The organism is Microbacterium sp. K27 (genome assembly GCF_004794435.1).
GTDB lineage: Bacteria > Actinomycetota > Actinomycetes > Actinomycetales > Microbacteriaceae > Microbacterium > Microbacterium maritypicum_A.
In genome coordinates, this window is record NZ_SSDK01000037.1 from 67,165 (window position 1) to 90,388 (window position 23,224).

Annotated in this window: 21 protein-coding genes; 18 read left to right on the forward strand and 3 right to left on the reverse strand. The window is 68.9% G+C overall.

From position 1 onward, the window contains the following. Positions 1-92: 92 nt before the first annotated feature. Positions 93-1,595 carry an IMP dehydrogenase gene (gene guaB / locus DW307_RS08860; RefSeq protein ID WP_021198909.1) on the forward strand — a complete coding sequence of 501 codons (1,503 nt, stop codon included), beginning with the start codon at positions 93-95 and terminating at the stop codon, positions 1,593-1,595. 71 nt (positions 1,596-1,666) lie between these two features. Here guaB and DW307_RS08865 read toward each other — a convergent pair whose 3' ends face one another. After that, on the reverse strand, positions 1,667-2,131 hold the full coding sequence (locus DW307_RS08865) for a hypothetical protein (RefSeq protein WP_081860083.1): 465 nt from the start codon (positions 2,129-2,131) through the stop codon (positions 1,667-1,669). A 153-nt stretch (positions 2,132-2,284) separates the two neighbouring features. Here DW307_RS08865 and DW307_RS08870 point away from each other — a divergent pair, with 153 nt between their 5' ends. The 12 genes from DW307_RS08870 to DW307_RS08920 all read left to right on the forward strand — a co-directional run bounded on the left by DW307_RS08870 (position 2,285) and on the right by DW307_RS08920 (position 12,340). Then, positions 2,285-2,599, forward strand: coding sequence for a DUF2277 domain-containing protein (locus DW307_RS08870; RefSeq protein ID WP_029258604.1), 315 nt, complete (start codon positions 2,285-2,287; stop codon positions 2,597-2,599). A 143-nt stretch (positions 2,600-2,742) separates the two neighbouring features. After that, the gene (locus tag DW307_RS08875; RefSeq protein ID WP_029258603.1) at positions 2,743-3,783 is read left to right on the forward strand and encodes a response regulator; all 1,041 of its coding nucleotides are present in this window, start codon (positions 2,743-2,745) and stop codon (positions 3,781-3,783) included. Next, the gene (locus DW307_RS08880) at positions 3,783-4,772 is read left to right on the forward strand and encodes an ATP-grasp domain-containing protein (protein ID WP_029258602.1); all 990 of its coding nucleotides are present in this window, start codon (positions 3,783-3,785) and stop codon (positions 4,770-4,772) included. Before DW307_RS08875 ends, DW307_RS08880 begins: the two co-directional genes overlap by 1 nt. Beyond that, entirely contained in the window at positions 4,769-5,482 is a 714-nt protein-coding gene (locus tag DW307_RS08885) for a PHP domain-containing protein (protein WP_136024540.1), read from the forward strand. The genes DW307_RS08880 and DW307_RS08885 overlap by 4 nt, the downstream gene beginning before the upstream one ends. Continuing rightward, complete coding sequence (locus DW307_RS08890) at positions 5,482-6,969, forward strand: glycosyltransferase family 2 protein (protein ID WP_021198903.1); 1,488 nt, start codon at positions 5,482-5,484, stop codon at positions 6,967-6,969. Before DW307_RS08885 ends, DW307_RS08890 begins: the two co-directional genes overlap by 1 nt. After that, positions 6,966-7,109, forward strand: coding sequence for a hypothetical protein (locus DW307_RS18100; RefSeq protein WP_021198902.1), 144 nt, complete (start codon positions 6,966-6,968; stop codon positions 7,107-7,109). The genes DW307_RS08890 and DW307_RS18100 overlap by 4 nt, the downstream gene beginning before the upstream one ends. After that, on the forward strand, positions 7,106-7,453 hold the full coding sequence (locus DW307_RS08895; protein ID WP_136024541.1) for a response regulator: 348 nt from the start codon (positions 7,106-7,108) through the stop codon (positions 7,451-7,453). Before DW307_RS18100 ends, DW307_RS08895 begins: the two co-directional genes overlap by 4 nt. Continuing rightward, entirely contained in the window at positions 7,450-9,255 is a 1,806-nt protein-coding gene (locus DW307_RS08900; RefSeq protein ID WP_136024542.1) for an ATP-binding protein, read from the forward strand. The genes DW307_RS08895 and DW307_RS08900 overlap by 4 nt, the downstream gene beginning before the upstream one ends. Before the next feature lie 33 nt (positions 9,256-9,288). Next, complete coding sequence (locus DW307_RS08905; protein ID WP_021198899.1) at positions 9,289-9,537, forward strand: AbrB/MazE/SpoVT family DNA-binding domain-containing protein; 249 nt, start codon at positions 9,289-9,291, stop codon at positions 9,535-9,537. Further along, a complete protein-coding gene (locus DW307_RS08910) occupies positions 9,537-9,899 on the forward strand; it encodes a type II toxin-antitoxin system VapC family toxin (RefSeq protein WP_036331535.1) in 363 nt (120 codons plus the stop codon). The genes DW307_RS08905 and DW307_RS08910 overlap by 1 nt, the downstream gene beginning before the upstream one ends. 103 nt (positions 9,900-10,002) lie before the next feature. After that, the gene (locus DW307_RS08915) at positions 10,003-10,554 is read left to right on the forward strand and encodes an OsmC family protein (protein WP_029266987.1); all 552 of its coding nucleotides are present in this window, start codon (positions 10,003-10,005) and stop codon (positions 10,552-10,554) included. A gap of 97 nt (positions 10,555-10,651) precedes the next feature. Beyond that, positions 10,652-12,340, forward strand: a complete 1,689-nt coding sequence (locus DW307_RS08920) for an ABC-F family ATP-binding cassette domain-containing protein (RefSeq protein WP_029258597.1) — start codon at positions 10,652-10,654, stop codon at positions 12,338-12,340. Positions 12,341-12,353: 13 nt separating this feature from the next. Here DW307_RS08920 and DW307_RS08925 read toward each other — a convergent pair whose 3' ends face one another. Then, a complete protein-coding gene (locus DW307_RS08925; protein ID WP_029266986.1) occupies positions 12,354-13,439 on the reverse strand; it encodes an FAD-dependent oxidoreductase in 1,086 nt (361 codons plus the stop codon). A gap of 74 nt (positions 13,440-13,513) precedes the next feature. On the opposite strand from DW307_RS08925, the gene DW307_RS08930 reads away from it, so the two are divergent. From DW307_RS08930 to DW307_RS08940, 3 genes are all read left to right on the forward strand, one after another. Continuing rightward, the gene (locus tag DW307_RS08930) at positions 13,514-14,629 is read left to right on the forward strand and encodes a GuaB3 family IMP dehydrogenase-related protein (RefSeq protein ID WP_021198895.1); all 1,116 of its coding nucleotides are present in this window, start codon (positions 13,514-13,516) and stop codon (positions 14,627-14,629) included. Between the two features lie 59 nt (positions 14,630-14,688). Further along, complete coding sequence (locus DW307_RS08935) at positions 14,689-15,450, forward strand: SURF1 family protein (RefSeq protein WP_136024565.1); 762 nt, start codon at positions 14,689-14,691, stop codon at positions 15,448-15,450. A gap of 237 nt (positions 15,451-15,687) precedes the next feature. Continuing rightward, positions 15,688-20,307, forward strand: coding sequence for an ExeM/NucH family extracellular endonuclease (locus DW307_RS08940; RefSeq protein ID WP_136024543.1), 4,620 nt, complete (start codon positions 15,688-15,690; stop codon positions 20,305-20,307). 70 nt (positions 20,308-20,377) lie between these two features. On the opposite strand, the gene DW307_RS08945 is transcribed toward DW307_RS08940, so the two are convergent. Further along, a complete protein-coding gene (locus DW307_RS08945; protein WP_029266983.1) occupies positions 20,378-21,001 on the reverse strand; it encodes a glyoxalase in 624 nt (207 codons plus the stop codon). Positions 21,002-21,121: 120 nt separating this feature from the next. Between DW307_RS08945 and DW307_RS08950 the strand changes: the two genes are divergently transcribed. Next, positions 21,122-21,634 (forward strand): DUF3817 domain-containing protein, encoded by a 513-nt coding sequence (locus DW307_RS08950; RefSeq protein WP_021198891.1) that lies wholly within the window; start codon positions 21,122-21,124, stop codon positions 21,632-21,634. Further along, the gene (gene guaA, locus DW307_RS08955; RefSeq protein ID WP_021198890.1) at positions 21,631-23,217 is read left to right on the forward strand and encodes a glutamine-hydrolyzing GMP synthase; all 1,587 of its coding nucleotides are present in this window, start codon (positions 21,631-21,633) and stop codon (positions 23,215-23,217) included. Before DW307_RS08950 ends, guaA begins: the two co-directional genes overlap by 4 nt. Positions 23,218-23,224 lie beyond the last annotated feature (7 nt).

Genomic DNA, 23,224 nt, shown 5'->3' on the forward strand with positions numbered 1-23,224 from the left:
TAGAATCTTCATACGGGCCGCGGCCCCGCACCGGCCGACGTCGACCACCCCCTCGCACTCGGACATGCGCGACTCGCGCAGAAGGAGAATCCATGGAACAGCACGATCCCTTCGGCTTCGTCGGACTGACGTACGATGACGTGCTGCTGCTCCCCGGGCACACCGACGTGATCCCCAGCGAGGCCGACACCTCGTCGCGGATCACGCGCCGCATCTCGGTCGCCACCCCGCTGCTGTCGAGCGCGATGGACACGGTCACCGAATCCCGCATGGCGATCGCCATGGCCCGTGAGGGCGGCATCGGCATCCTGCACCGCAACCTCTCCATCGCCGACCAGGCCGCGCACGTCGACCGCGTCAAGCGCAGCGAGTCTGGCATGATCACCGACCCCATCACGACGACGCAGGATGCGACCGTCGAAGAAGTCGACAACCTCTGCGCGAAGTACCGCATCTCCGGTCTTCCGGTCGTCGACGACGAAGGAAAGCTGGTCGGCATCATCACGAACCGCGACATGCGGTTCGTCTCGGGCTTCGAGCGTCAGACCACCTTCGTCAAGGACGTCATGACGCGGGAGAACCTCGTGACCGCTCCCGTCGGCGTCGCCGCGGGCGAGGTCATCGCGCTGTTCGCCAAGCACCGTGTCGAGAAGCTGCCGCTCATCGACGGCGACGGCAAGCTCGCCGGCCTCATCACCATCAAGGACTTCGACAAGAGCGAGAAGTACCCGCTCGCCACCAAGGACGACCAGGGCCGCCTGCGCGTCGGTGCCGCCATCGGCTTCTTCGGCGATGCCTGGGAGCGTGCGGAGGCGCTGCGCGACGCCGGTGTCGACGTGCTCGTTGTCGACACCGCCAACGGGCAGTCGCAGGGCGTCATCGACCTCGTCCGCCGTCTCAAGGCCGACACCTCGTTCGAGCACATCGACATCATCGGCGGCAACGTCGCGACCCGCGAGGGCGCCCAAGCACTGGTCGACGCGGGCGTCGACGCCGTCAAGGTCGGTGTCGGTCCCGGGTCCATCTGCACCACGCGCGTCGTCGCCGGTGTGGGCGTCCCCCAGGTCACCGCGGTCTACGAGGCGTCGCTCGCCGCGCGTCCCGCGGGGGTTCCGGTGATCGCCGACGGCGGGCTGCAGTACTCGGGTGACATCGCCAAGGCCCTGGTCGCCGGTGCCGACGCCGTGATGCTCGGCTCGCTCCTGGCCGGAACCGACGAGTCCCCGGGCGAGATCGTCTTCCAGTCCGGCAAGCAGTTCAAGCAGTACCGCGGCATGGGCTCGCTGGGCGCCATGCAGACCCGGGGCAAGCAGACCTCGTACTCCAAGGACCGCTACTTTCAGGCCGACGTCCCCAGCGACGACAAGCTGATCCCCGAGGGCATCGAGGGGCAGGTGCCGTACCGCGGCCCGCTCTCCGCCGTGGCCTATCAGCTGGTCGGGGGGCTGCGTCAGTCGATGTTCTATGTCGGCGCGCGCACCATCGAAGAGCTCAAGACGCGTGGCAAGTTCGTGCGCATCACCTCGGCGGGGCTCAAGGAGTCGCACCCGCACGACGTGCAGATCGTGGTCGAGGCGCCGAACTACAAGAAGTAGCCGCTACAGACGACGAGAGGGACCGGATGCGTGTCGCATCCGGTCCCTCTCGTCTTCTCGTCGGGGGAGGCTCAGCCGCACCGGTAGGTGACGCCGTCGACCTCCCATACGCCGGTGCCCAGCTCGGCACACATGCCGATGAGGCCGGCGATGACCGTCGCGAACAGGATGATCCCGATGATGCCGGCGATGGTCAGGATCGCGCCGATGATGATGCCGGCGATCGCGAGTCCCTTCGGCTGCCCCGCCTTGCCGAGCTTCACGACGGCGACGATGCTCAGGATGAGGCCGATCGGTGCAGCCACGAACGCGAGGACGAGGCCGACGATGGACAGCACGCGTCCAGGAGGGGTCGGTTCCGGCTGCGGATACGCGGGTGCTGCGGGAGCCGGGTATCCGGAGGCGGGTGCCGCGCCCGGAGCGGTATCCCAGGTCGGTGCCGAGGCGGGCGGAGGCGGAGTGGGGGCGGCTGCCGGCGGCGGCACCGGGTTCGAGGAGTCGGGCGCTGGCGGTTCGGGGAACGGGGGGTTGGTCATGTGCTTTCCTGTCGACGAGGCGGGAGGGAACGCACGGGCGGTCCCGGTTGCCCCCGAGCGTAGCGACCGCCCCACGACCGCACCATCCCCTCCGCGCCGTGGACCTCCGGTCGGCCTCTTCCGTCTGCGTGCGGGGCGGCGTAGCGTTCCGGTATGTGTCGGAACATCGTCCCGTTGAACAACCTCGAACCCGCAGCGACCGATGAGGAATGCCACGACGCCGCCCTGCAGTTCGTGCGCAAGATCGCCGGGACCACAACCCCGTCGAGAGCCAACCAGCCGGCGTTCGACAGCGCCGTCGGTGAGATCGCCGTGGTCGTCAGCCGGCTCCTGAGCGAGCTCGTCACCACGGCGCCGCCGAAGAATCGCGAAGACGAAGCGGCGAAGAGGCGGGCCCGATCCGCTGAGCGGTACGAGGCGATCCGGGTCTTCCAGGAGGAGAAGCGCGCGGCCCGCGCCGGAGCGTAGGAGAGGCGCCGTCGCCAGGACGGTGCCGTATGCCAGAATCGACATACCCCGCTCGACTTTCCCTGCGGACCCGGTGTCGAAGGGCATCGAGATCGCGTGACCGACCCCCATCGGTCAGGGAACCTCCCCAAGGAGAGCTGTACATGGAGGAATCCCCTCGCGTTCTCGTCGTCGATGACGATCCGGACGTCGCCCTGCTCGTGAAGACCGTGCTCGAGCGGCGAGCCGGCTGCATCGTCGACGTCGCCGAAGACGGCCGTTCGGCTGTGGAGCGCGTCGCCGAAGTGCGTCCGGACGTCGTCGTCACCGACATCGAGATGCCGGGACTCAACGGGCTCGAACTGCTCGCCGAGTTGCGGAAGACGGTTCCCTCGGTTCCGGTCGTGGTGATGACCGCCCACGTCTCAGTGGAGTACGCCGTCTCTGCTCTGCGGGCGCAGGCGGATGAGTTCCTCACCAAGCCGCTCGACAACGGCAAGCTCGTGGAGGCGGTCACCCGTCTCGTCGAAGAGGGGCGGCGACGCCGTGAAGAGGCGCGCAAGCCCGAGCGGGTGCTCGCGATCGGTGCGCACCCCGACGACGTCGAGATCGGCGTCGGCGGGCTGCTCGCGGCGCACGCCGCGGCTCACGATGAGATCACCATCCTCACGCTCTCCCGCGGGGCCAGAGGGGGCGACGCCGACAGCCGTCAGAACGAATCCCTGGCCGCGGCCGACATGTTGGGCGCCCGTCTGTTCCTGAAGGACCTCGTCGACACGGAGATCTCCGGAGGCGGCTCCACGGTGCGGATCATCGAAGAGGTCGTGCAGGAGATCCAGCCGACGATCGTCTACACGCATTCGAGTCACGACCGCCATCAGGATCACCGCGCCGTGAGCGAGGCCACCATCGTCGCGACGCGGCGCGTGGGCACCGTTGCCTGCTACCAGAGCCCGTCCTCCACGATCGACTTCCGTCCCACGAGGTTCGTGCGCATCGACCACTACCTCGACGAGAAGCTGCGGCTGCTGGAGCGCTTCGGATCGCAGACCGCGAGCCGCGACTACCTGGCGCCCGAGTTCGTCACCGCAACGGCCCGGTACTGGTCGAGGTTCGGCGGAGGCACCGCGGTCGAACCTCTCGAAGTGGTCCGCGAGACCGCCGAGTTCATCGGCGCCCACGAACTCACGCGACGGGAGAGCTGATGACCAAGCGGGTGCTGGTGACCGGTGCCGGGGGACCGGCAGGAGTGGCGGTGATCCGGTCGCTGCTGCGCCGATCCGATCTGACCGTGTTCGCCGCCGACATGGACGGCTGGGCGAGCGGCATCTACCTGGTTCCACCGGCGCAGCGGCGTCTGGTGCCGCCGGGAAGGGACGCCGACTTCGTACCGGCGATCGCCCGCCTGGTCGCGGAAGACGGCCTCGACCTGGTGATCTCGACCGTCGACGTCGAGCTCATCGCGCTCGCCGAGCGTCGGGAGGAGCTGGCCCCCGCTGTCCTGGCCGCTCCGTCGGCGGACACCCTGAACACCGCGCTCGACAAGCTCGCGCTCGCCGAGCGCTGCGCGCCGACCGGACACACCCCGCGCACGGTTCTCGCCGGACGTGACGCCGAGGCCGTCGACTGGGAGTTCCCGGTCTTCGCCAAACCGCGTCAAGGCGCGGGAAGCCGTGGCGTGCGGCTCGTCCCCGATCGCGCGGCTCTCGAGGCGCTGCCGACGGACGAGGGACTCATCGTGCAGGACTTCCTCCCGGGGGAGGAGTACTCGGTCGACGTCATCGCGGATGCCGCCGGCAACGTCGTCGCGGCCGTGCCCCGCACCCGTGCCCGGGTCGATTCCGGCGTGGCGATCGCGGGGCGCACCGTCCGCGACCCGGAGCTCGAGGAGACGGCGGCATCGATCGCGCGTGCGATCGGACTGGTCGGCGTCGCAAACGTGCAGCTGCGGCGCGATCGCACCGGTCGTGCCGTGCTGCTCGAGGTCAATCCGCGCTTTCCCGGGGCCCTGCCGCTGACGATAGCCGCGGGCGTCGACATCCCGTCGCTCGTGGCCGACCTGTTCCTGGGGCGCGAGCTGCCGGTGCAGGTACCGTTCCGTGAGGTCGCTTCCGTGCGCTTCCTGGAGGACGTGATCGTCGAGATCGAAGACGTGCTGGTCTCCGCCCATGCAGGGCATCAGGAGGAGCTGTGAGCCACGCTCTGCTTCGCGGCGATCACCACGTCCACTCGACGTTCTCGGACGATGCCGTATCGACGCTCGCCCAGAACGTCGAGGCGGCGGCGGCCGCGGGACTCACCACTCTGCGTCTGGTCGATCACGTGCGACAGGGCACCACCTGGGTGCCGGAGTACCTCGCTGCGGTGCGGGCCCTCCGGGTGCCGGATGGTCTCGCGGTGCTCACGGGAGTGGAGGCGAAGATCCTCGACGCCGCGGGAACGCTGGACATCCCGACGCTCCCGGACGGGATCGACCGCATCCTCATCGCCGATCATCAGTTCCCCGGTGCGGCCGGTCCTCTCGGGCCCTCGGCGGTCCGGGAGCGGATCGCCGCCGGCTGGGCGACCGACGATGTGCTCGATCAGCTCGTCGAGGCGCTCGTCGCCACGATGCGCCGGTACCCGGGGAACCAGCTCGCGCACTGCTTCTCGATCCTGCCGAAGATCGGCCTGTCTGAAGACGATCTCGGCCCGGAGCGGACGGAAGCCTGGGCCCGAGCCGCCGCCGAGACCGACACCCTCGTCGAGGTCAACGAGAAGTGGGGGTGCCCCGACGTCCCGGCACTGACCGCCCTGCGTCGCGTCGGCGGTGAGATCGTCGCCTCCACCGACAGTCATGACGCCTCGGAGGTCGGCCGATACTCCCGGGTGATCGCGTTGCTCGACGCGATGGAGGTGTCGTGATGACGGATCTCTCGGTGCTGGAGGCCGTGCTGGTCATCGTCCTCCTGCTCTGCGTGCTGGTGGGAACGCTGCCCGTGATCAATACCGGGCTGCAGTTCCTCGTGCTGCCGCTGCACGCGTTCCGCAATCACTACGGCAAGGCGGCGCCGTACCACCCGCACGTCGCCGTCATCATCCCGGCCTGGAACGAAGGCGCGGTGATCGGTCCGGCCATCGAACGACTGCTGCAGCTGGAGTATCCCGCCGAACGCCTCCGGGTCTTCGTCGTCGACGATGCGTCCACGGACGACACCCCGGCGATCGTCGGCGCGAAGGCGCAGGCCCATCCGGGTCGCGTCGTGCACCTGCGTCGCGAGAAGGGTGGCGAGGGCAAGGCGCACACGCTCAACCACGGTCTCGATGTGGTCCTCGCCGACTCGTGGACCGAAGCGGTGCTCATCATGGATGCGGACGTGATCTTCGCGCGCGACTCGCTGCGCAAGCTCACCAGGCACCTCGCCGACGAGAAGGTCGGCGCGGTGACGGCGTACATCGCTGAGGGCAGCCGCGACCGCAACTACCTCACCCGGTTCATCGCGATCGAGTACGTGATCGGCCAGCTCTCCGCCCGCCGGGTGCAGAACGTGGGCGGTGCGATCGCCTGCCTCGCCGGCGGCGCGCAGCTGCATTCGCGGGCGAACCTCGAGGCCATCGGGGGACGCATCCCGACGGGCACGCTCGCCGAAGACACCATGACGACCTTCGAGGGTCAGCTCAAGGGACGTCGGATGGTCTTCGAGCCGCACGCGGTCGTGCTGGCCGAGGAGCCGCGGACGATCGACAGCCTGTGGAAGCAGCGGTTGCGCTGGGCGCGGGGCAACGTGCAGCTGACCTCGATCTACCGCAAGCTCTGGTTCCGCCCGAGCCGCGAACACAACCTGGGCAGCTTCGGTTTCGGGCTGGCCTGGTTCACGATCCTGCTGCTGCCCGCCTTCATGCTGCTCGCGGCTGCGGGGATGCTCGCACTGCTCGTCCTGCACAGCGACATCGCCGAGTTCGTCTTCCGCTTCATGTGGATCTCCGCGGCCTGCATCTACCTCTTCTCGATGCTCTACTCCGTGCAGCTCGACCCGCGGACCGGCAGACATTCCTGGCGCGAGGCGATCATGTTCCCGGGGCTCGGTGCCCTGATCCTGATGGCGATCGCCCTCTTCCCCTGGGCGTTCGAATCGCTCCTGACCGCCGTCGGGCTGGGGCTGACGGATCAATCCCGCTTCGTCTGGGCCGTGATCTTCTACCTGTGGGGCCCGATCTCGATGCTCGGCATCTGGCTGGCGCGCGCGGTGGAGCCTCTTCCCGGTGGACGGTTCTTCGCCGGTCTGCTGCTGTACATCTGCGGCTACGGGTCGCTGCTGTGTGCGATCACCGTGGACTCCTACATCAAAGAATGGCGTCGAGCCGACGCCTCCTGGATCAAGACCGAGAAGATCGGACGTGTCGACTCATGACCGCAACCCCGTCGCACGATGCCGAAGTCGAGGAGATCGCCGCGGACGCCCGACGAGAGCGGCGACTGATCCCTCAAGCCCTGCTCGCCCTGGTCGTCGTCGTCATCATCGTCGTCGTGCGAGAGCTGTTCCTTCGATGACCGGGAGGCCGCTGGCCCTCGTCGTCGAGGACGCTCCCGACCAGGCCGCCCTGCTGCGTCGATACCTCGATCGTGAGGGCTTCGACGTGTTCATCGCCGGTGACGCGGAATCGGCGATCGCGGCGTTCTCCGAGATCGATCCCGTACTGGCGGTGCTCGACCTCATCCTCCCCGGCATCTCGGGACAGGAGTGCGCGCGACTGGTCCGGGAGCGGTTCCCCGAGTGCTTCCTCGTGATCAGCTCGGTGCTCGACGCCGCCGACTATCCGCCGGCCGATGCCGCCCTGCCGAAGCCGATCACCGGCTCCGACCTGCATGCCATCGTGGGGACGGTGCGGCGATGAGGGCGACTCCGCTCGACCGGGCGGAGAACCGCTGGTATCAGGTCTTCGACAACCCGAGCCCGCTGCTCAAGCAGGCACCGACGGTCATCGCGACCGTCATCGCGGCGATCTTGACCTGGTGGGTCCCCGACCTGCCGATCACGCACGTCGCACCGGCCGTGGCGGGAATCGCGGTGGTCCTCGCGGCGACCGCGTTCGCCGCCGTGCTCACCGCGCGCGGCACGATCGACGGGTGGGCCGTCCTCCTCATCCCCATCGTCGACATCGCCGGGCTCGGCCTCTTCCGCACCGGCACCGGTGGCGCCACCTCGCTCTTCTCCTCGCTCGTGCTCCTCCCCGTGGTCTGGCTGGCCGCGGCGCCCGGAATCCGCTGGGTGTTCGTGGTCGGCGGGCTGACCTCGATCGCCCTGCTCATGCCGTACTTCACCGACCCGCCCGAGACCTCGGTCGAATGGCTGCGCGGCGTGGTCGGACCGCTCGTGTTCTCGGCGGTGGCGGCGGTCATCAACCAGCTCTCGAGACAGCAGCGCATGCGCGTGGAGCAGGCGGAGGAGCTCGTCGCCGAACGCACCAGGGCGCTGTCGGAGAACGTCGCGATGATCGTGCAGCTGCGCGACAAGGAGCGTCAGTACCGTGAGCTGCTCGACTCGTTCGAGAGCCTCTGGTCGTCCATCACGGCACAGGCGGTGATCGCCACGGATCGGCGCGGCATCGTGACGGCGTGGAACCCCGGCGCGGTGCGGCTTCTCGGGCTGCCGGTCGACGAGGCGCTCCGCGACGTGCGCATCGATCGCTTCTTCTCCACCGCCGTGCTCTCGATGCTCGCCGCGGAGAACGCGCAGGACGCGCAGGTCGTGCGGGGGAATCCTCCGGGGGATGCCGAGCTCGCCGCCGGGATCGAAGCGCTGTTCGCGCAGGCCGATGCCGGGTCGACGGTGGACAGCGACATCGAGGTGGTCACGGCAGGGGGCACCACGGTTCCGGCGCGCGTGACGGTCAGCCCGCACAAGGACGGCGCCGGCGCACAGCAGGGCTACCTCTTCGTGCTGACCGACGAGACCAGGGCCGTCGAGGTCGCCCGCATGAAGGATGAGTTCGTGGGGATGATCTCGCACGAGCTCCGCACGCCTCTCAGCGCGATCATCGGCTTCCTCGATCTGCTCCAGAACGATCCGGGGCAGCCGCTCACCGATGACCAGCAGGAGTTCGTCGGCATCATCGAGCGCAACGCGCAGCGTCTGCTCACCCTCGTGGGCGATCTGCTCTTCACGGCGCAGGTCGAGTCGGGGCGGTTCCCGCTCGAGCGCGAGGAGACCGACGTCGCCGAGTTGGTGCGATCGGCCGTGACGTCGGCCGGGCCGCATGCGCAGCGCGAGGGCATCGATCTCGTGGCCGAAGTCGGGGCGGATGCGATCCCCGTCTTCGTCGACGCGGGTCGCATCGGGCAGGCCATCGACAATCTGCTCTCGAACGCCATCAAGTTCACGCCGCGAGGCGGTACGGTCACCGCTCGGGTGCGGACGCTCGACGGAGGCGTGGAGTTCTCGATCGCGGACACCGGAGTGGGCATTCCGGAGGACGAGCAGGGGATGCTCTTCACCCGCTTCTTCCGTGCATCGACCGCGACGCGCAACGCGGTACCGGGGGTGGGGCTCGGCCTCACGATCACCCGGGCCATCGTGCTGGCGCATGGGGGGACGATGGACGTGACGAGTCAGGAGGGTGTCGGGACGGAGTTCCGCTTCTTCCTGCCGGCAGCGCCTCGCACCGAAGTGCTGATGAGCCTGAGCCGGCCCGACTGAGTCCCTCATCGAGCCGGAGGGTACTCTCGGGGCATGGGGACCACATTCGTTGCACCGATGGGCGACCGTGGGCGCCTGGTGGTCCCCGCCGAGCTCCGTGCCCGTCAGCACTGGGAGCAGGGGGTTCCCCTGCTCATGATCGAGACGGCGGGAGGCGTGATTCTCGTCACCCGGGAGCAAGCCAAGGCGCTGGTGAGGTCGCAGCTGGAAGGGAAGGACGCTCTCGAGTCCCTTCTTGCAGAGCGACGCAGATCAGCGAACTCCGAGGACGCGGCTGCGTGATGGTGGTCGACGCGTCAGCGCTCCTCGCGTTCCTGCAGGGAGACCCGGGCGCCGATCGGGTCGAGGAAGTCCTCGATGAGTCGGTGATCGGAGCGGCGAACTGGTCGGAGGTCGCGCAGAAGGTGCGCGCAGCCGGTGCCGATTGGGGGGTCGCTTCCGGTTTGCTGCTCAGCTATCGAGTGCGGGTGGAACCCGTGTCTCAGCGCGACGCCGAAGCCGCCGCGGAGTCATGGGAACGCGGGAGCGGGCTCTCACTGGGAGATCGGTTGTGTCTCGCACTCGCGCGACGTCTCGACATGCCCGTTCTCACGGCGGACCGCGCGTGGGGCGAGTCCGAGCGCATCGAGCAGCTGCGACGCTGACCCGAGCGGAGAACATCTCGGCGTCGTGACGCTGCGTGTCCCGGTGTGAAGCCGGATGACGAATTGCCGGCAGCGCACGCGGGATGGTCGCTACCGTCGGGCCATGACTCTTCTCCAGGACCAGCTCGCCGGTGTCGCCGATGTCACAACTCCCGAGCGCGCGCAGCGCCTCACCGACGCCGGATCGGCGTGGAACGACCGGATCGCGGCGGACGACGCCAATGCCCGGCTGACGTATCGGGTCAGTGGGCGCGGCATCGGCTCCGTGGCGACCGAGATCCGCGCAGGCAAGCACCGCTTCATCGTCGACGAGCCGGGCGCGCTCGCGGGGGACGACGTGGCGGCCAGCCCGGTCGAGTATGCGCTGGGTGCGCTCGTCTCGTGTCAGGTGGTCGTGTACCGGCTCTACGCCCAGGCTCTCGGGCTCACGATCGACGGGATCGAGATCACTGCGGAGGGTGACCTCGACGTGCGCAAGCTGTTCGGCATCGACGAGTCGGGGCGTGCAGGATTCCACGACGTGCGGGTGGCGGTCGACATCACCGGCCCGAACACCCCCGAGGAGTACGAGAACCTGCGTACCGTCGTCGACGCGCACTGCCCCGTGCTCGATCTCTTCGCCGCTCCCGTGCCGACGTCGAGCGTTCTGGTCTGACCGTTCGGAGCATCTCCGGACGCGGTGTGGAGCATGCCCGCTCCTGCTGATAGCCTGGTCGGCTCGGCATGCGCGGGCGGAAGGACGGCCACGCACCGTGGGCTCTATCGATGTATCCAGCGTCTCCTTGACGCTCCCCGACGGCAGACCTCTTCTCGACGAGGCGAGTTTTCGCGTCGGCGCCGGCTCGACGAGCGCGCTGATCGGCCCGAACGGCGCGGGCAAGACCACCCTGCTCCGCATCATCCGCGGCGATCAGACGGCCGATGACGGCGTGGTGACGATCGACGGCGGACTCGGCGTGATGGACCAGTTCGTCGGTCACGGCGAGGCGGGCGAGACCGTCCAGCAGCTCCTGGTGCGGGTCGCTCCTGCACGCATCCGCACGGCGGCCGAAGGGCTCGAGGCGGCGGAGAACGCGCTGATCGAACGCGATGAGCACGACACGCAGATGGCCTACGCGTCGGCGATCGCCGAGTACGCGGATGCCGGAGGCTACGAGCACGAGACCGTCTGGGACCAGTGCACGATCGCTGCCCTCGGGGTGCCGTACGAGCGGGCGCGGTATCGCGAGCTCACCACGCTCTCCGGGGGTGAGCAGAAGCGGCTCGCGCTCGAGGCGCTGCTGCGGGGGCCCGACGAGGTGCTGCTGCTCGACGAGCCGGACAACTACCTCGACGTGCCCACCAAGCGCTGGCTCGAGGAACAACTGCGTCAGACGCCCAAGACCGTGCTGCTGGTGTCGCACGACCGCGAGCTGCTCGCTCGTGCGGCCGATCGGCTCATCACCCTCGAACCCGGGGGAGCCGGCGCGACGGCCTGGGTGCACGGTGGCGGCTTCGGCACCTACCAGCAGGCGAGGATCGACCGGATGGACCGGCTCGACGAGCTGCGCCGGCGCTGGGACGAGCAGCACGAGAAGCTGCGCACCCTGGTGGCGAACCTCAAGGTGAAAGCCTCGGCGAACGACGGTTTCGCGTCGCGGTATCAGGCGGCGCAGACCCGTCTGCGCAAGTTCGAGGAAGCCGGCCCGCCCGAGGAGCGGCCGCCCGCGCAGGAGTTCGACATGCGACTGCGCGGCGCGCGCACGGGCAAGCGGGCGGTGGTCGCGCAGCGGCTGGAGCTGACCGGGCTCATGCGTCCGTTCGATGCCGAGGTCTGGTACGGCGACCGGGTCGCCGTGCTGGGCTCGAACGGATCGGGGAAGTCGCACTTCCTGCGGCTGTTGGCGCGCGGCGGCAGCGATCCCGATGCGACGCTCGGCCATGTCACCGCGACCGGCGAGCAGCTGAGCGCGGTGGAGCACACCGGCACAGCCGCCCTCGGTGCGCGCGTGGTACCCGGCCTGTTCGCGCAGACGCATGCGCATCCGGAGTTCGTCGGACGCACGCTGCTCGAGATCCTGCACCGCGGCGACGATCGACGCGCCGGGATGCCGCGTGATGCCGCGAGCTCGGCGCTCGACCGGTACGGCCTCGTGCGGCAGGCTCAGCAGACGTTCGATTCGCTCTCGGGTGGACAGCAGGCGCGGTTCCAGGTGCTGCTGCTGGAGCTCTCCGGGGCGACGCTGCTGCTGTTGGACGAGCCGACAGACAACCTCGACCTGGAGTCGGCCGAGGCGCTCGAACAGGCGCTCGCACGATTCGAGGGCACCGTGCTCGCCGTCACTCACGACCGCTGGTTCGCGCGGTCGTTCGACCGGTTCCTGGTGTTCGGATCGGACGGGGACGTGTACGAATCCGACGAGCCCGTGTGGGACGAGAAGCGGGTGGCGCGCACACGCTGACTTTCGGCGCGGATCAGGGCAGCCGGAAGGGCGCAGCGGCGCGCGCGGTGGGATCTATCGTGAGGTCGGCGAGGATCCCGCCGACGCCCGGGGCGAACTTGAAGCCATGACCGGAGAATCCGGCGCCCACCACGATCCGGCCTCGGCGATCCAGCACGAACGTCCCGTCGTCGGTCGAGGTGTACGTGCAGCTGATCGGCGCGGCGGATGCGGCGTCGAGCCCCGGCATCCACTCGCGCACGTAGTCCGCCAGCGCGCGTTGATGCGTGGGCAGGTGCGGTCGGGCGTCCGGGTCGACCTCATCTCCCACGCGGTGGAAACCCACCTTCACGCCTTCGCCTGGCGTCGGCATGCCGTAGACGGTGGCAGGGTATGCCGCGGGATCGACGTAGTGATTGAACGAGGGCCAGGTCGCGTCGGTCAGCGGCCGGAAGTGCGCCGGCGTCTCTTCGGTGACGGCGAGTCGCGGCAGGCCGAAGCGGGCGAGGAGCTTCTGCGTCCACGCGCCGGCGGTCACGATGACGATCTCCGCACGCAGCCGGCTGCCGTCGGCGAGATCGACCGCGGCGCCGTCCCGGTGCTCGTCGATGTGCGCGACCGGCATGTTCCAGCGCACCTCTGCGCCCCCGGCGACGATCCGCCGTTCCAGCTCGCGGAGTGTTTCCTTCGCGCGCACGACCCCGGCGTCGGAGGACCACAGCACGTCGCCGTCGAAGCGCATCCCCGGCCACCGGGCGCTCGCCTCGGCGGGGGAGAGTACCGCGCTCGGGATGCCGCGGGCGTCGAGCCCCACGTGCACCGCGGCGAGGTCGGGGTGGCCATGGGTGACGAGTCCGTGCAGGCGCAGGAGCGGCTCGCCGTCGACGTCGCCCAGTGCATCCCACCCGGCGCGGGCGCTCACGAGCAGATCGAGGTAGTGATCCTCGTCGTACGCGTTGTTGAAGTTGCGGGTCGCCCCGTGCGAGGCGCCCTCATGATGGCCGCGTGCGAACCGGTCGACCACGACGGGACGACGTCCTCGTCGCACCAGCTCCCACGCCGTCGCCAGCCCCATCACGCCGCCGCCCACCACAACGACGTCCACGGTCTCGGTCCTCATGTCGTCCTCCCGGTCTCGGAGCCAGTCTTCCAGCACGGGCCCGTCCGGCCGCCGGGTAGGCTGGTGGGGTGACCATGGAGATCGAGCTCGGCCGAGGAAAGCGTGCACGCCGCGCGTACACGTTCGATGACATCGCGGTGGTGCCCTCGCGGCGCACGCGCAACCCGGAGGACGTGTCCACCGCCTGGACGATCGACGCCTTCGGCTTCGAGATCCCGGTGCTCGGCGCGCCGATGGACTCGGTCGTGAGCCCGCAGACCGCGATCATGCTCGGTCAGCTCGGCGGACTCGGGGTCCTCGACCTCGAGGGCCTGTGGACGCGTTACGAGAACCCCGAGCCGCTGCTCGCGGAGATCGCGGGTCTCGACGATGCCGGGGCCACGGTGCGGATGCAGGAGCTGTACTCCGAGCCGATCAAGCCCGAGCTCATCACCCGTCGCCTCGCCGAGGTCCGCGAAGCGGGCGTCACGGTCGCAGGGTCCCTCACCCCGCAGCGCACTCAGGAGTACTACGACACCGTCGCCGCCGCCGGCGTCGACCTCTTCGTGATCCGCGGCACCACGGTGTCGGCCGAGCACGTGTCGAGTGTCGCAGAGCCCCTCAACCTCAAGAAGTTCATCTACGACCTCGACGTGCCCGTCATCGTCGGCGGTGCCGCGACCTACACCGCGGCCCTCCACCTGATGCGCACGGGCGCCGCCGGTGTGCTCGTCGGCTTCGGCGGGGGAGCGGCGTCGACCACGCGCGCCACCCTCGGCATCCACGCGCCGATGGCGACGGCAGTCTCCGACGTCGCCGCCGCTCGCCGTGACTACCTCGACGAGTCCGGCGGACGCTACGTGCACGTGATCGCCGACGGCGGCGTGGGCACGTCCGGCGACATCGTCAAGGCTCTCGCGATGGGCGCCGACGCGGTCATGCTCGGCGTCGCGCTCGCCCGTGCCACCGACGCACCGGGCCACGGTTTCCACTGGGGGCCCGAGGCGCATCACCCCAAGCTGCCGCGCGGCCACCGTGTCGAGGTCGGCGGCATCGGCACGCTCGAAGAGATCCTCTACGGCCCGGCGCCCGTGGCAGACGGCACCGCGAACCTCATCGGTGCGCTGCGCAAGTCGATGGCGACCACCGGATACTCCGACCTCAAGGAGTTCCAGCGGGTCGAGGTCGTGCTCGCACCGTACGAGGCCTGAGGGTCCTGCGCTCCACCGTGACCACTCCTGCTCTGTTCCCCCCGACTCTCCGCGAGGTCATGCTGCGGGGACGCTGGATCGGGATGCTCCTGCTCTGCCTCCTCGTGGCCGGGGTCTTCGCCTGGCTCGGACAGTGGCAGCTGGAGCGCGCGATCGAGACCGATCCGCCCGCTCCCGGTGCCACCGAGCAGGTCCAGCAGCTCACCGACGTCCTCGAGCCGGGCGCCTATCTGCCCGAGCCGCTCGTGGGTCAGCGGGTCGAGACCACCGGCACCTGGGTTCCCGGGGACTTCATCGTGGTGTCGAGCCGCTTCAACGACGATGTCGAGGGCTACTGGGTCACCGGTCAGCTGCGGGTCGCCGAGCGCACCTCCATCGCCGTCGCGATCGGCTGGGCTCCCGATCAGCAGACGGCTGACGCGGCCGTGGAAGAACTGGAAGCCGGCGCCGACGGCTCCGAGGTCGAGGTCACCGGACGCATCATCTCGGACGAGGGCCCCCGTGTACCGCCGCACTCCGATCCGCAGCGGCTGGATCGCATGTCGCCGGCCGCGCTCCTCAGCCGTTGGCACGATGTCGAGGAGCTCGACGTCTACCGTCCCTACCTCGCCTCGACCACGGCGACGGCAGGATTGGTCGACATCTCCTCGCCGGCACCCGATGAGATGTCTCCCGTCAACTGGCTCAACGTCTTCTACGCGGTCGAGTGGGCGATCTTCGCAGGCTTCGCGTTCTATCTCTGGTATCGCCTCGCGAAGGATGCCTGGGAGCGCGAGGTCGAGGAGTTCGAGGACGAGGCGCAGGGCGGCACCACCGCCTGATCTCACGCGCATCCGCGCGCGTTCTGATGCGCAATTGTGCGCCATCGTGTGTGGGTAGTGACCTTCGTCAGGGGTCGTTCCGGCCATCCGGTGATCGCTCGATGACGAATCGGAAAACTCCGTTGAGGATGTCCGGACCGCTCCGTATGCTCGCAACCATGTGAGCACGCTGGGAGTTTCCCCTGTGTGCCGTGACAGTCCTGAGAAGTGTCGAACCCGACCGAGGAGACCGCACCGATGATGTCCGCTCCAGACGAGGGGAACCGCATGGCTCCCGTCTCGCACCGTAGAAGTCGAGGGCGCATCGGCGCTCTCGCCGTGACCTGTGTCGCCGCGCTGAGCCTCGGCTCGCTGGCCGCCGTTCCCGCCACCGCCGACACCTCGGGCACAGGGGTGGTGATCAACGAGGCATATCTCTCCGGCGGCAGCGCGGGAGCGGCGTTCAAGAACAAGTTCGTCGAGCTGTACAACCCCACCTCGGCTCCGATCACCCTCGACGGCATGTCGCTGCAGTACCGCTCGGCGAACGGGACGGCCGCGTTCAACGGCGTGGCTCCGCTCACCGGCGTCATCCCCGCCGGCGGCTACTACCTGGTGCAGGGCAACAGCAACGGCGCGAACGGTGCCGAGCTGCCCGCACCGGATGCCGTCAGCACCCTGACCCCGAGCGGTACCAACGGTACGCTCGCGCTCGTCGAGGGCACCGCGGCCGTGAGCCTCACGCCGGGCTCGGCCGTCGGCGTCGACGGCGTCGTCGACCTGCTGGGCTACGGCACCTCGAACACCTTCGAGGGCACGGCGGCCACCGCGCCCTCCGGCAACACCGACGTCAAGTCGCTCAACCGCACGGGCGGCGTCGACACCGACGTCAACAGCGCCGACTTCACGCTCTCGCCCACGATCACCCCGCAGAACTCCGGCGACACCGACCCGGGCACCGGTCCGGGCACGGATCCGACCACGGCCACCATCGCCGAGGTCCAGGGCACGACCGACGTCTCGCCGCTGAACGGGCAGACCGTGCAGGTCGAGGGCGTGGTCACTGCCGACTACCGCACCGGCGGCTACAAGGGCATCGTCGTCCAGACCCAGGGCTCCGGCGGCGCGACCGACGCGACGCCCGGTGCCTCGGATGGCGTCTTCGTCTTCCTGAACGCGCTGAACCCGACCCTCGCGATCGGCGACCTCGTCTCGGTGACGGGCTCTGTGAGCGAGTACTTCGGACAGACGCAGATCAACCCGGCCGCGGCCGCCGACGTCTCCGTCGTCACGGCAGGCGTCGGTGTTCCCGCCGTCACACCGCTGCCCGCCGCGGTGCAGGGAGCCGACCGCGAGCAGTTCGAGAACATGTACGTGGCTCCGGAGGGGACCTACCGTCTCGCCTCCAGCCACCAGCTCTTCAACTTCGGCACGCTCTGGCTGAATGCCGGGGACGCACTCGCCGTGAAGAGCACCGAGACCACGCGTCCCGGTGCCGAGGCTGCCGCGATCGCCGCGGCGAACCGGGCGAACCGCATCCTGCTGGACGACGGCTGGTCGATCCAGGTGTCCAACAGCGGCCACCCCGGCGAGCAGCCCTACTTCACGAAGGACACGGTGGTCCGCAACGGCGACACCGTCGACTTCGGCGACAACGGCTACGTGCTGCAGTGGGGCTTCAACGATTGGCGCCTGCAGCCGGTCGTGCCGATCGACGACTCCTCGTCGGCCGACCTCAAGGTCGGCTTCGAGGCGACGAACCCGCGCACGGACAGCGCGCCGTCCGTGGGCGGCGACGTCCAGGTCGCGTCCTTCAACGTCTACAACTACTTCACGACGTTGAAGAGCGAGAACTCCAACGCCCGAGGTGCGGCGAACGCGGCGCAGTTCGCGATCCAGAAGTCCAAGATCGTCGCGGCGATCAACGGGCTCGACGCCGAGATCGTCTCGCTCATGGAGATCGAGAACTCGGTCAAGCTGGGCAAGCCCATCGACACCGCCCTCAAGGACCTCGTCGCCGGCCTCAACGCCGACGCCGGCAGTGACGTGTGGGGCTACGTGCCCACTCCCGCCGCCTTGAACAACGCGGCGACGACCGACTTCATCACCAACGCGATCATCTACAAGAAGGATGCGGTCAAGCGGGTCGGAGACAGCGTCACCGTCACCGACGAGACCGTGTGGGGCAACGCCCGCGAGCCGATCGCGCAGGCGTTCGACATCGACGGCCGCGTCGTCACCGTCGTCGCGAACCACCTGAAGTCGAAGTCGCCGCCCGAGGGAGCGGGAGCGGAGCCGGCCGACGGACAGGGCTTCTTCAACGCCGACCGCGTGAAGCAGGCGAACGCCATCCTCGCCTTCACCGACCAGCTCGAGCAGACGACCGGCAGCGGCGACATGCTGCTGATCGGCGACTTCAACGCCTACGGCAAGGAAGATCCGATCGACGTGTTCACCTCGAACGGGTGGAGCGACCTGGTCGCCGACAAGGCCTCCGGCCAGTACACGTACTCGTTCGACGGCGAGCTCGGCTCGCTCGACCACGTGATCGCGTCGCCGTCGCTCGCCTCGTCGATCACCGGTGCGGGCGTGTGGGGCATCAACTCCCCGGAATGGAGCGACCGCGGCTACGCGTTCGGCGCCACCGAGCAGGGAACGCCCTACCGCTCCAGCGACCACGACCCCATCATCGTCGGCGTCTCCTCGGAGATCCCGCCGGTGAGCATCGACGTCGTCACGGTCAACGACTTCCACGGTCGGATCGAGGCCGACGGCGCTGCGGCGGGTGCGGCGGTCCTGGCCGGTGCGGTCAAGCAGTTCCGTGAGGCGAACCCGAACACGATCTTCGCCGGTGCCGGCGACCTGATCGGCGCGTCGACGTTCACCTCGTTCATCAACGACGACAACCCCACGATCGACGCGCTCAACGCGGCCGGCCTCGATGTCAGTGCGGCGGGCAACCACGAGTTCGATCAGGGCTGGGAAGACCTGCGTGATCGCGTGCAGGAGCGCGCGGACTGGGAGTACATCTCCTCGAACGTGTTCGTCACGGAGACCGGCGAGCCCGCGCTCGCACCGGCCTGGGTGAAGGAGCTCGACGGCGTGCGGGTCGGCTTCGTCGGTGCGGTCACCGAAGACCTCGATTCGCTCGTCTCGCCCGAGGGCATCAAGGACCTCGAGGTCCGCAGCATCGTCGATTCCGTGAATGCGGTGGCCGACGACCTGCGCGACGGCGATGAGTCCAACGGCGAGGCGGATGTCGTCATCCTGCTCGTGCACGAAGGTGCGTCCAGCGTCGAGCTCTCGAGCATCACGCCGGACTCGCCCCTCGGCGAGATCGTCTACGGGGTCGATGACGACGTGGACGCCATCGTGTCGGCGCACACCCACCTCGCCTACAACCACGTGATCGACGGCCGCCCGGTCGTCTCCGCGGGGCAGTATGGCGAGAACCTGGGCCTGATGAACATCAAGGTCGACCCGAAGACGAAGGACCTGATCTCGATCACCAACGAGATCAAGCCCCTCACCGCTGGGGGCAAGCCGCTCTACCCGGCCGTCCCCGAGGTCGCGGACATCGTGGCCAAGGCGAAGGCCGAGGCCGATGTGCTGGGTGCGATCAAGGTCGGCGACATCACGGCCGACTTCAACCGCGCGCGTCAGACGAACGGATCCGAGAACCGCGGTGGCGAGTCCACCATCGGAAACTTCGTCGCCGATGTGCAGAAGTGGTCCACGGGCGCTGATGTGGCGATCATGAACCCGGGCGGCATCCGGGCGAACCTCACGTACGCGTCGGCCGGCGCGTCCGACCCCGACGGCAACGTCACCTACCGTGAGGCGGCGACGGTCCAGCCGTTCGCCAACACGCTCGTGACGCTGACGCTCACGGGGGCGCAGCTGAAGGGCGTGCTCGAGGAGCAGTGGCAGCCGGCAGGCTCGGCTCGTCCGTTCCTGAAGCTCGGAGTCTCGAAGGGATTGGTCTACACCTACGATCCCGCCGCAGCTCAGGGTTCGCGGATCACCTCGATCACCCTCGACGGTGCCCCGCTCGATCCGGCGAAGAACTACACGGTCGCCGCCAACTCGTTCCTCGCGGCCGGTGGAGACAACTTCTTCACCTTCAAGGAGGGCACGGGCAAGCGCGACACCGGCAAGGTCGACCTGCAGTCCATGGTCGACTGGTTCGACGCGAACAAGACCGCGAGCCCCGACTACGCCCAGCGCGCGGTCGGCGTGGCGGTCAGCCCCGCGGATGCCGACGGCTACAGCGCCGGCGACCAGGTGACCGTGTCGCTCTCCTCGCTGGCCTTCAGCGCGGGCGAGCCGGCTCCGGGTGAGGTGTCGCTGTCGCTCGGCGACACGCAGCTCGCGGCCGGTGCGGTCGACCCGGCGGTCGTCGACACCACCGACGAGGGCGGGCGCGCCAGCCTGACCTTCACGGTTCCGTCCGGTGTCTTCGGCGAGCAGGTGCTCACCGTGAACGTCGCCGGTACCGGAACCACGGTGCAGGTGCCGTTCACGATCGCGGGAGAAGCCGAGTTCGCCGGCACGATCGCCCTCGGCTCGTCCAAGGTGACCGCGGGCAAGAGCCTCAAGGTCACCGGTGAGGGCTACGTGCCCGGCGAGACCGTGTCGATCGAGCTGCGCCCAAAGAAGGGCAAGCCGGTGCAGGTCGGCACCGTCCAGGTCGGCGCCGACGGCACGTTCAGCACCTCGGTCACCGTGCCGAAGAGCGCCCCGTCGGGCAAGTACACCGTGGCGGCGTCGCAGGCCGATGGAGACGCGGCGACCGCCACGGTCACCGTCAACCGTGCCGGCGGCATCATCGGTGCGATCCTCGACTGGCTCTGGGAGCTGCTGACCCGGTGGTTCTGATCGGGTAGGGGATGACACAGGCGAAGGCCGTCGGGACTCTCCCGGCGGCCTTCGCCACGTCGTCCGGGATTCAGGCGTCGACTGCGACGGGAGCCCACACGAATCCGTCGGGGTCGACCGCAGCGCCGAGCACGCCGTTGACCGTGATCCGATGCGAGCCGGATCCTTCGGCGGGCACGCCCGCGTCCTTCGCGAGGGATGCGTGCCGGTACAGGCCGAGGCCGATCGGGCCGGCTCCGGTGTCGAACTGCACATAGCTGCGGCCGAAGCTCTTGCCGACCGGGATGCCGCGCTCCGTGTAGAAGGTCTTCGATGCGACGACGTCGTCCGCTCCGAGCAGGAGGATGATCTCGTCGACCGTCCGGCTCGGGGGAGCGGTGTCCTTCTTCGCCGAGGTCGCGACCTTCCAGATAGCGCCGTCCGGGGCCTGGATCGTGCCGCCGACGCCCCACAGCGACTTCGACACGGGCTTGATCACCGTGGCGCCGGCGGTGACCGCGGCATCCACGAGTGCACGCACATTCGCAGGCTGGGAGACGACGAGCGACAGGGTGTAGCCGCGGAAGCCGGTGGTGTCGGCATCCGCGGTGCGGAATCGCAGGCGATCGCCGAGGTCGAACGCGTGCGCGTAGAACGAGCGGGCGGCGTCCACGTCGGGGACGTCGAGGGTGAGGGAATCGATCGTGGTGTTCATGTCGACGACGCTACGAGCGCGTCTTCCCGCGTGCTTCTCGATTCCTGACCGATGCGCAGCGCTCTCTCCGCACGATGGTGCCCGGATTCGACACGATTTCCCGGCGGCTAGACTGGACGCATGCCCGAACCGAAAGTCGCCAGCTTTCCGGCGATCCGCGGTGCGCTGAAGTTCTACCAGATCGCGTCGATCATCACAGGAGTCATGCTGCTCCTGCTGCTGACCGAGATGGTGCTCAAGTACACGCCGATCCACCTCGAGCTCTTCATGGGAGGCTCCGGAGGACCGCTCTGGTTCGCCGGCGTGCTCGCCGGGCCCGACTGCCAGTGGTGGTCGCTGTTCGCCCCGATGACCAACTCCTGCGAGATGACCTCGCTGGGCGACGGATTCAACCTGTCGCTGTTCATCCTCGTGGCGCACGGTTGGTTCTACGTCGTCTACCTCTTCGCGTGCTTCCGCATGTGGAGCCTGATGCGCTGGCGGTTCCCGCGCTTCATCCTGCTCGCGCTCGGCGGCGTCGTGCCGCTGCTGTCGTTCTTCATGGAGGCCGTCGTCGCCCGTGAAGTCAAGACCTATCTCGCCACCAGAGAGGCCGCCGAGGCCTCCGCCCCCGCCCCGGAAGGTGTCCGTTGACCGAACAGTCCGAGACCCAGCAGCGTCCTGCGCTCGTCGTCGACTTCGGCGCGCAGTACGCGCAGCTGATCGCCCGCCGCGTCCGCGAGGCGGGTGTGTACAGCGAGATCGTGCCGCACACCGCCACGGCTGAGGAGATCGCCGCCAAGAACCCGGTCGCGATCATCCTCTCCGGAGGCCCCTCGTCGGTGTACGAGGAGGGAGCGCCGAAGCTGGACCCGGCGGTCTTCGACCTCGGGGTGCCGACCCTCGGCATCTGCTACGGCTTCCAGTACATGGCCCAGACGCTGGGCGGCGAGGTCGCGAACACCGGTCTGCGCGAGTACGGCGCCACGGATGCCGTGATCACCGGCGACGGCGGGACGCTGCTCGGCGGTCAGCCGGCCGAGCAGAACGTCTGGATGAGCCACGGCGACCAGGTCGCCAAGGCCCCCGAGGGCTTCGACGTGCTCGCGACGACGGATGCGACCAAGGTCGCGGCGTTCGCGAACGAGGAGCGCGGCTTCTACGGCGTGCAGTGGCACCCCGAGGTCAAGCACTCGGACCACGGTCAGCGCGTGCTCGAGAACTTCCTGCACAAGGGTGCGGGCCTCGCGTCCGACTGGAACAGCGGCAACGTGATCGCCGAGCAGATCGAGCGCATCCGCGAGCAGGTGGGTGACGCCCGCGTCATCTCCGCGCTCTCCGGCGGTGTCGACTCCGCCGTCTCCACGGCACTGGTGCACAAGGCCATCGGCGACCAGCTCACCGCGGTCTTCGTCGATCACGGCCTCCTCCGCAAGGGCGAGCGCGAGCAGGTCGAGAAGGATTACGTCGAGTCCACCGGCGTGCGTCTGATCACGGTCGACGCGGCAGAGACCTTCCTCGGCCACCTCCAGGGGGTGACCGACCCGGAAGAGAAGCGCAAGATCATCGGACGCGAGTTCATTCGTGCGTTCGAGAAGGTGCAGCTCGACCTGGTCGCCGAGGCCAAGGCTTCGGGCGGCGCTCCCGTGAAGTTCCTCGTGCAGGGCACGCTCTACCCCGACGTCGTCGAGTCCGGCGGTGGTGCGGGCACGGCGAACATCAAGTCGCACCACAACGTGGGCGGCCTTCCCGACGACCTCGACTTCGAGCTGATCGAGCCGCTGCGCGCCCTGTTCAAGGACGAGGTCCGCGCGATCGGTCGCGAGCTCGGCATCCCCGAGGCGATCGTCGGACGCCAGCCGTTTCCGGGGCCCGGCCTCGGTATCCGGATCATCGGTGAGGTCACCGCTGACCGTCTCGAGATTCTGCGTGAGGCCGACGCCATCGCCCGCGAGGAGCTGACCAAGGCCGGCCTCGATCAGGAGATCTGGCAGTGCCCCGTCGTGCTGCTCGCCGACGTGCGCTCGGTGGGTGTGCAGGGCGACGGCCGCACCTACGGCCACCCGATCGTGCTGCGCCCGGTGTCGAGCGAAGACGCCATGACCGCCGACTGGACGCGTCTGCCGTATGACGTGCTGTCGAAGATCTCGAACCGCATCACGAACGGCGTGCGCGACGTCAACCGCGTCGTGCTCGATGTCACGTCGAAGCCGCCGGGAACGATCGAGTGGGAGTAGGGAGCGC

Coding starts and splice junctions, on each gene's coding strand:
- DW307_RS08915 (WP_029266987.1), top strand. CDS start 10,003: ATGACTCTTCTCCAGGACCAGCTCGCCGGTGTCGCCGATGTCACAACT.
- DW307_RS08880 (WP_029258602.1), top strand. CDS start 3,783: ATGACCAAGCGGGTGCTGGTGACCGGTGCCGGGGGACCGGCAGGAGTG.
- DW307_RS08865 (WP_081860083.1), bottom strand. CDS start 2,131: ATGACCAACCCCCCGTTCCCCGAACCGCCAGCGCCCGACTCCTCGAAC.
- DW307_RS08940 (WP_136024543.1), top strand. CDS start 15,688: ATGATGTCCGCTCCAGACGAGGGGAACCGCATGGCTCCCGTCTCGCAC.
- DW307_RS08890 (WP_021198903.1), top strand. CDS start 5,482: ATGACGGATCTCTCGGTGCTGGAGGCCGTGCTGGTCATCGTCCTCCTG.
- DW307_RS08900 (WP_136024542.1), top strand. CDS start 7,450: ATGAGGGCGACTCCGCTCGACCGGGCGGAGAACCGCTGGTATCAGGTC.
- DW307_RS08870 (WP_029258604.1), top strand. CDS start 2,285: ATGTGTCGGAACATCGTCCCGTTGAACAACCTCGAACCCGCAGCGACC.
- DW307_RS08925 (WP_029266986.1), bottom strand. CDS start 13,439: ATGAGGACCGAGACCGTGGACGTCGTTGTGGTGGGCGGCGGCGTGATG.
- DW307_RS18100 (WP_021198902.1), top strand. CDS start 6,966: ATGACCGCAACCCCGTCGCACGATGCCGAAGTCGAGGAGATCGCCGCG.
- DW307_RS08905 (WP_021198899.1), top strand. CDS start 9,289: ATGGGGACCACATTCGTTGCACCGATGGGCGACCGTGGGCGCCTGGTG.
- DW307_RS08945 (WP_029266983.1), bottom strand. CDS start 21,001: ATGAACACCACGATCGATTCCCTCACCCTCGACGTCCCCGACGTGGAC.
- DW307_RS08895 (WP_136024541.1), top strand. CDS start 7,106: ATGACCGGGAGGCCGCTGGCCCTCGTCGTCGAGGACGCTCCCGACCAG.
- DW307_RS08875 (WP_029258603.1), top strand. CDS start 2,743: ATGGAGGAATCCCCTCGCGTTCTCGTCGTCGATGACGATCCGGACGTC.
- DW307_RS08910 (WP_036331535.1), top strand. CDS start 9,537: ATGGTGGTCGACGCGTCAGCGCTCCTCGCGTTCCTGCAGGGAGACCCG.
- DW307_RS08930 (WP_021198895.1), top strand. CDS start 13,514: ATGGAGATCGAGCTCGGCCGAGGAAAGCGTGCACGCCGCGCGTACACG.
- DW307_RS08935 (WP_136024565.1), top strand. CDS start 14,689: ATGCTGCGGGGACGCTGGATCGGGATGCTCCTGCTCTGCCTCCTCGTG.
- DW307_RS08950 (WP_021198891.1), top strand. CDS start 21,122: ATGCCCGAACCGAAAGTCGCCAGCTTTCCGGCGATCCGCGGTGCGCTG.
- guaB (WP_021198909.1), top strand. CDS start 93: ATGGAACAGCACGATCCCTTCGGCTTCGTCGGACTGACGTACGATGAC.